This is a genomic window from Clostridium sp. DJ247 (assembly GCF_014231265.1).
The window spans coordinates 1-5,549 of record NZ_JABAIW010000103.1 but is presented as its reverse complement, the minus strand read 5'-3'; the positions used below and the strand labels follow the sequence as shown (position 1 = coordinate 5,549).

At 29.1% G+C, this 5,549-nt stretch carries 5 protein-coding genes; 4 read left to right on the top strand and 1 reads right to left on the bottom strand.

Annotated features, from left to right (window positions below):
* The 3 genes from HGI79_RS21900 to HGI79_RS21890 form a co-directional block, all read left to right on the top strand.
* Positions 1-657, top strand: a 657-nt coding sequence (locus tag HGI79_RS21900) for an alanine--glyoxylate aminotransferase family protein (protein WP_185652794.1), incomplete at its 5' end; no start/stop codon positions are given.
* A 64-nt stretch (positions 658-721) separates the two neighbouring features.
* The gene (locus HGI79_RS21895; protein ID WP_185652793.1) at positions 722-1,654 is read left to right on the top strand and encodes a D-2-hydroxyacid dehydrogenase; all 933 of its coding nucleotides are present in this window, start codon (positions 722-724) and stop codon (positions 1,652-1,654) included.
* 15 nt (positions 1,655-1,669) lie between these two features.
* Positions 1,670-2,917: a DUF1015 domain-containing protein gene (locus HGI79_RS21890; protein ID WP_185652792.1), complete on the top strand. Its 1,248-nt coding sequence runs from the start codon at positions 1,670-1,672 to the stop codon at positions 2,915-2,917.
* A gap of 50 nt (positions 2,918-2,967) precedes the next feature.
* Here the strand turns inward: HGI79_RS21890 and HGI79_RS21885 are convergent, their stop codons facing one another.
* A complete protein-coding gene (locus HGI79_RS21885; RefSeq protein WP_185652791.1) occupies positions 2,968-4,137 on the bottom strand; it encodes an SAM-dependent methyltransferase in 1,170 nt (389 codons plus the stop codon).
* Positions 4,138-4,307: 170 nt separating this feature from the next.
* On the opposite strand from HGI79_RS21885, the gene HGI79_RS21880 reads away from it, so the two are divergent.
* Positions 4,308-5,243: a GNAT family N-acetyltransferase gene (locus tag HGI79_RS21880; protein WP_185652790.1), complete on the top strand. Its 936-nt coding sequence runs from the start codon at positions 4,308-4,310 to the stop codon at positions 5,241-5,243.
* Positions 5,244-5,549: the final 306 nt, after the last annotated feature.

Here is a 5,549-nt window from a genome sequence, read left to right as displayed (position 1 = left end):
ATAATGAATCCAGTAGAAGAATTAGCAGAGGTTATAAACAAATATCCAGAAGTAGTATGGTGCTTAGATACAGTAAGTTCTATGGCAGGAACTAAAATAGAGGTTGACAAGCTTGGAGTTGATATATGTATAACATCTAGCCAAAAAGCTATAGGACTTCCTCCAGGAATAGCTATTTGTTCTTTTTCAAAAAAGGCTGTAGAAAGAGCAAAAACTGTTAAGTTTAGAGGATACTACTTAGATTTACTTTCACTTTACAATTGTATACAGAAAAAGGATTATCAATATCCTTCAACTCCATCACTATCTCATATGTTTGCATTAGATTATCAGTTTGGAAAGATATTAGAAGAAGGATTAGATAATAGATATAATAGACATATAGAGATGGCTGAATATGTTAGAAATTGGGCAAGACAACATTTTGAATTATTTGGTGATGAGAGATATTTATCAAATACTGTTACAAATATTAAAAATACTAGAGATATAAATGTTGGAGATTTAAATAAAGAGTTAGGAAAAAGAGGATTCCAAATATCAAATGGTTATGGAAAATTAAAAGACAAGACTTTTAGAATAGCTCATATGGCGGAATGTACTTTACATGATATTAAAGAACTTATTAAAAATATTAACGATATATTAGGATTATAGAAGCTGAGCTTAATATAGTTTCTATAATATGTGATAAATATAGATAATTAAGGAGGATTTAAAAATGGCAAAGATATTAATTTGTGATGGAATGGAAGAAAATGCAATAGAGGAATTAAAAAAGTGTGGTTATGAAGTTGAGGATAAACATTATGGAGAAGAGGAGCTTAAAGAAAAAATAAAAGAATTTGATGCAGTAATAGTTAGATCAGCTACAAAAATTAGAAAACCATTAATAGATGAGGCTAAGAAAGGAAAATTAAAGGTTGTAATTCGTGGTGGAGTTGGCGTAGATAACATTGATGTAGATTATGCAAGAAATAATGATATACAAGTTAGAAATACTCCCAACGCTAGTAGTGTAGCTGTAGCAGAACTTACAATTGGTCATATGTTCGCTATTTCAAGATATGTGCATGCAGCTAATATTACTATGAGAGATGGAAAATGGGAAAAGAAAAAATATGAAGGAATTGAGTTGTATGGAAAAACACTTGGCTTAATAGGATTCGGAAGAATAGCTAAAGAAGTTGCTAAAAGAGCTGAAGCGCTTGGAATGAAGGTTATATATACAGATAAATTAGGAAAAGCTGAAGGATATAATAACTATGAATTTGGTAGTGTAGATGATGTTATAAGAAAAGCAGATTTTATATCCCTTCATATTCCTCTTAACAAAGCTGAGGGTGCAGTAATAGGAAAGCAGCAGTTTGAAATGATGAAAGATGGTGTTTATATAGTAAACTGTGCTAGAGGTGGAGTTATAGACGAAACTGCTTTATTAGAAGCATTAAATACTGGTAAAGTTGCAGGAGCAGCTCTAGATGTATTTGAAAATGAACCAAGCCCTAATTTGGAACTTGTAAATCATCCAAGAGTATCTGTAACTCCGCATATAGGTGCAGCAACTCAGGAAGCTCAGGGTAGAATAGGTGATGAAATAGTTAATATAATAAAAGAAGTTTTAGAATATGATATAATCGGCGCAAATGTTTAGAAAAGAGGTGTTAATATGGCGGTTTTGAGACCTTTTAAGGCGGTTAGACCTAGAAAAGATCTAGCTTGTAAAATAGCAGCTCTTCCTTATGATGTTATGAATAGTGTAGAAGCAAGAGAAATGGTTAAGGATAACCCCTATTCATTTTTGCATATAGATAAAGCTGAAATAGATTTAGATGTAAATATAGATCCTTATGATGAACAGGTATATAAGAAGGCAGCTAGTAACCTACAGAATATGATAAATAATGGTGAGTTTGTACAAGACAAAAATAAATGTTTATATATATATAGATTAATCATGAATGGAAGAGAACAAACTGGAATTGTGGGATGTACTTCTATAGATGATTATACAAATAATAAAATAAGAAAACATGAACACACTGTGTTAAAGAAGGAACTAGATAGAATTAAACACGTAGATACTTGCGATGCAAATACTGGTCCTATTTTCTTAACTTATAAGCAAGATGATGAAATTAATAATATAATAAATTTGTGGACTGAAAAAGAACCTGTTTATAATTTTCAAGCAGAAGATAAAATACAACATGTGGTATGGATTATTGATGATGAGCATACTATAAATAATATATGCAGCAAATTTAAAAATATAGAAAATCTATATATAGCAGATGGTCATCATAGAACAGCTTCAGCGGTAAAAGTTGGTCTAATGCGTAGAGAAGAAAATCCTAATTATACAGGCAATGAGGAGTTTAACTTCTTTCTATCAGTGCTTTTTCCACATGCTGAACTAAGTATTATGGACTATAACAGAATTGTTAAGGATTTAAATGGACTTTCAATTGATGAATTTATGCTTAAGGTTTCGGAAAAATTTGAAATAAGCATATATGAAGAAGATAGACCATATAAGCCTTCTAGTAACCATACTTACGGAATGTATTTAAGTGGAAAATGGTATGAGCTTACTGCAAAAAAAGAAACTTATGATCCTAATAATCCTGTTAATAGATTAGATGCTTCTATTCTTCAAAACAACCTACTAGATCCAGTTTTGGGTATTGATAACCCAAGAACGAATAACAGAGTAGATTTTGTGGGTGGTATTCGAGGTCTTGGAGAACTTGAAAGAAGAGTAGATGAACAAAAAACGGGGGTTGCCTTCTCTATGTATCCAACATCAATACAAGATTTAATGGACATAGCGGATGCAGGAGAAGTTATGCCTCCAAAATCAACTTGGTTTGAACCTAAATTAAGAAGTGGGCTATTTATTCATACGTTAAAATAAATTTATTAAAATGCTTTAATCAAAGCTAGCTTTGATTAAAGCATTTTAATTTACCATTGATTAAGAAAATCATACAAAGCTGGGTATATATTAAGGTTACTCATGAGACTTAAATATTTAGACATAGCATCATCATTCTCATCTTTTACTTTTAAAGCTCTTATCATTAAATTTTTAGGGGTCTCTAGAGGCGAAATATACTCAACTACAGAAACGTCATATCCTTTAGCTTCAAGCATCAATGATCTCATCCCATCAGTTAAGATATCAGCCATTCTTGCTTTAAAAACACCATATTTTAATATATCTTTAAAAGGTTCATAAGAATATTGGCTTAGGAGTTCTCTATGACAGCAAGGAACCGAAACTATCGCATCTGACTCTAATTTTATACCAAGTGCTAAGGCCATATCAGTAGCAGTATCGCAGGCGTGAAGAGACATTACTATATTTATCTTATTTTTAGGATTATAGTTTTTAATATCTATTGCATGAAACTCCATATTTCTATAACCTAAATTGCCAGCAATTTTTTTAGACGATTCTATAACGCTTTCTTTATAGTCAAGGCCTATAAAATGACATTTAATCTTTTTAACTTCTGTTAGATAATAGTTTAATACGAAGCTTAGATAAGACTTTCCACAACCACAATCTAATATTCTTAAGGTTTCAGTCTTAGGAAGTTTTCCTAGCATTTCATCAAAAAGTTCTACGTAATGATCTATTTGGTTATACTTTCTTATTCTATCATTTTTAACTTTTCCTTCTTTACTCATAATGCCTATTTCTTTTAACAATGAATCAGCTTTGCCAACTTTAATGTAATAGTTTCTATTAAGCAGTGTAGAAGTTTCAGCAATAGTATGAGAAGTATTTTCTTTAGTTTCTTTAACTTCTACATTTTTCATCTTAACATTTTTATTATCTGCTTCAATTAGTATATCAGATCCTCTTTCACTATATGTTAGCGATAAGGTATCGTAATTACTAGCTTCATTACATATAAACAGGATTAAGTCGTCCATAGATAACAGTTCTGTTTTCCCATTAAAATTAAATTTAATATTTTCAGAATCATATTCACCTGTACCATTAAAATTCTTTAAGCCAGCTGTATACTTAATAGAGATATTTTTAAATATATTAGAGTTCTCTTCAAATCTACTTTTAATTCCTAAAAGAAAAAGATTTAATTTAGAAATAGATTGTTTATTCATAAATGTCACATCCTTATTTATATTTGAAATCCTATAAATAATATAAACATATAGTTTTATATTATCAACATTTTTTGTGTTATAATTTAACTTGAATCAGCTTAAAAGTATAGAAAAGATATGAGATAACTTAACGAAATCTTTTATTTTAAAACATGGGAGAGAGTGATATGTTAAAGGTGCCACACGTGACTATAGATCCGATAAATGTAAATAAGAATGAGTATATAATAAGAGATACTTTAGGAATAACCTTAGGAAGAATATTTATTGTTGAGCTTTCTAAAGAAAATAGGTATTGTAATTTTAGAATTAAATTTTATAAGTCAAGAGAAAACAGTTATGAATTGTTAAAGCAAATATTAGAGATATTCTGTATGTCTTTATTTAAAGATATGAATATAAATAAGATTAACGTAATAGCTGATGAAGAAATAAATATTATGTCTTTTACAGACTTAGGATTTATATTGGAAGGGATAATTTCAAGTAGTATAGTATTTAATAATATATTTAGAGATGAGTTGTTATTTGGTATAGATTATGAAGCTTTTAGAAATCAAAACATAAATAAAAGTTTAAAAATAAAGGGAAAAAATATAGATATTTCAGTGTTAATTCCAAGTGATGCTGAGAATCTACTAGATTATTACTCAAGAAATAAAGAATATCTAAAACCATTTGAACCTGATAGAGATGAAAGTTTTTATACCCTAGATTATCAAAGAAGAAACCTAATAGAAGGATATAAACAGTTCTTAAATGGCGATAGTATTAACTTTGGAATTTATAAAAACAACAAATTTATCGGTAAAATACAGATATCAAATATAGTTATGGGGATATTTAGGAGCGCTTTTGTAGGATATTCTATTGATAAAAGTGAACAAGGAAAAGGATATATGAAAGAAGCATTAAATCTTGTTGCTAAATATGCTTTTGAAGAAATGGATTTACATAGATTAGAAGCTTCAACACTTGTAGAGAATCTAAGATCTCAAGGAGTACTTAAATCCTGTGGATTTAAAGAATTAGGTATCAATGAAAAGTATTTATTTATTAACGGGAAGTGGAGAGATCACGTAACATTTTACAAGTCTAGATAGAGTAGAAGAAGTGTATTTATAATAGTACACTTTTTTATTTGTTCTAAAATTAATTGAAAACTGTACCTAGTGTATCAATATAATAAAAAGTAAGTAATATGTAGAAATAGCGAGATATGCTTATATAAGTCTAAAAAATACTAGTATTTGAATATTTAGCAGTAAATTTTTATGATACAATAACACATGTCGCTTGAAGAAACGACAAAACTTAACAAAAAAACAACTTAAAAAAGTTGTTGACAAAGTTAAGTGACCATGATAAGATAAATAAGTCGCTAAGAAGCGACAAGATCTTTGAAAATT

What these genes read in the sequence shown, in the direction of transcription:
- HGI79_RS21890 (WP_185652792.1), top strand. Translation starts at nt 1,670, where the DNA reads ATGGCGGTTTTGAGACCTTTTAAGGCGGTTAGACCTAGAAAAGATCTA.
- HGI79_RS21880 (WP_185652790.1), top strand. Translation starts at nt 4,308, where the DNA reads ATGTTAAAGGTGCCACACGTGACTATAGATCCGATAAATGTAAATAAG.
- HGI79_RS21885 (WP_185652791.1), bottom strand. Translation starts at nt 4,137, where the DNA reads ATGAATAAACAATCTATTTCTAAATTAAATCTTTTTCTTTTAGGAATT.
- HGI79_RS21895 (WP_185652793.1), top strand. Translation starts at nt 722, where the DNA reads ATGGCAAAGATATTAATTTGTGATGGAATGGAAGAAAATGCAATAGAG.